The following is a 1,249-nucleotide window of genomic DNA, read 5'->3' on the forward strand; positions in this document are numbered from 1 at the left end:
GCATCTCCTACGGCGACGGCAGCCCCCACGACCTCCCCATCACCGGCGACTGGGACGGCGACGGCAAGGACACCCACGGCATCGTCCGCTGACCCCCCACCCACCCGACCCCGGGTCCGTCCGGCAGGGCGAGATCCGGGGTGAGCCGTGAACGGCGAGACCACCATCCGCCCTCGTCGCGGTCCGGCCCGCAGGTTCAGCGGGCCGGACCGCGACGGCTCCGACACCCGTCGCGCCCACCGCAGCCGTGGCCCCACACGACTCGTATGTCCGGCCGATCGCCGGAGCACGCATGTCCCGGCCGGTCAGCGGCCGGCCAGAGTGATCACCCCTCAGGAGAAACCATGAACGCCGACCGTCCCCGTATGGGTGCGGCCCCCCGCACATCCACCATCCGCTCCTTGACCGTGCTGGCAGTCATCGCCGGGAGCCTCCTCGCGGCCGGCACCGGCACGGCGGCGGCGCAGGATCCCACCCCCGTGCCCGGACCTGCCGGTCCTCCGGTGCCCTCCGAGCTCGCGGCGGCGCTGGCGTACAACCCGTGTGTGCCGGGCGGGGAGACCGCTGCGGACACCGCCGTCGCCAACCAGGTGCGGCCCCAGATGAACGGCCCGCGCCTGGGACGGAGTGTGAACGCCTACAACGTCTCGTGCGCCCGGATCATCACCACCACGACCAGGAACCGGGGCCTGGACAAGAGAGCGGCGGTGATCGCGGTGACCACCGCGATCACCGAGAGTACGCTGCACAACTACACGGTGGCCGTCGATCATGACAGCCTGGGGTTGTTCCAGCAGCGCCCCTCGCAGGGCTGGGGCACTCCGGCCCAGTTGATCGACCCGGTGTACGCCACCAACGCGTTCCTCAACGCCATGATGCGCAAATTCCCCGGCAACGGGTGGATGAGCGGGAACATCGGTGCCATCTGCCAGGCCGTGCAGGTCTCGGCGGTCCCGGATGCCTACGCCAGGGAGGTGCACGACGCGCAGCTGCTCGTGGACGCCCTGTGGCCGGGCTCGGCGAACCTCGGGGTTCTGGACTTCTATCTGTCAGACAGCCTGGCCTCCGGCGCCCACACCCGGCCCGTCATCTCCTACGGCGACAGCCCGATGATCCCGATCAGCGGCGACTGGGACGGCGACGGCAAAGACACCCCCAGCGCCTACGACCCCACCACCGGAAGGTTCCTCCTCAGCAACAACCCCACAACCGGCGCCGCCCAACACATCATCACCTACGGCAACCCCAA

Annotated in this window: 1 protein-coding gene; it reads left to right on the forward strand. The window is 70.3% G+C overall.

Annotated features, from left to right (window positions below):
- Positions 1 to 401 precede the first annotated feature (401 nt).
- A partial coding sequence (locus tag ABT130_RS47635) for a hypothetical protein (RefSeq protein WP_350966507.1) occupies positions 402 to 1,249 on the forward strand: 848 nt, incomplete at its 3' end.

This window comes from Streptosporangium sp. NPDC001681 (assembly GCF_040298085.1).
Taxonomy (GTDB): domain Bacteria; phylum Actinomycetota; class Actinomycetes; order Streptosporangiales; family Streptosporangiaceae; genus Streptosporangium.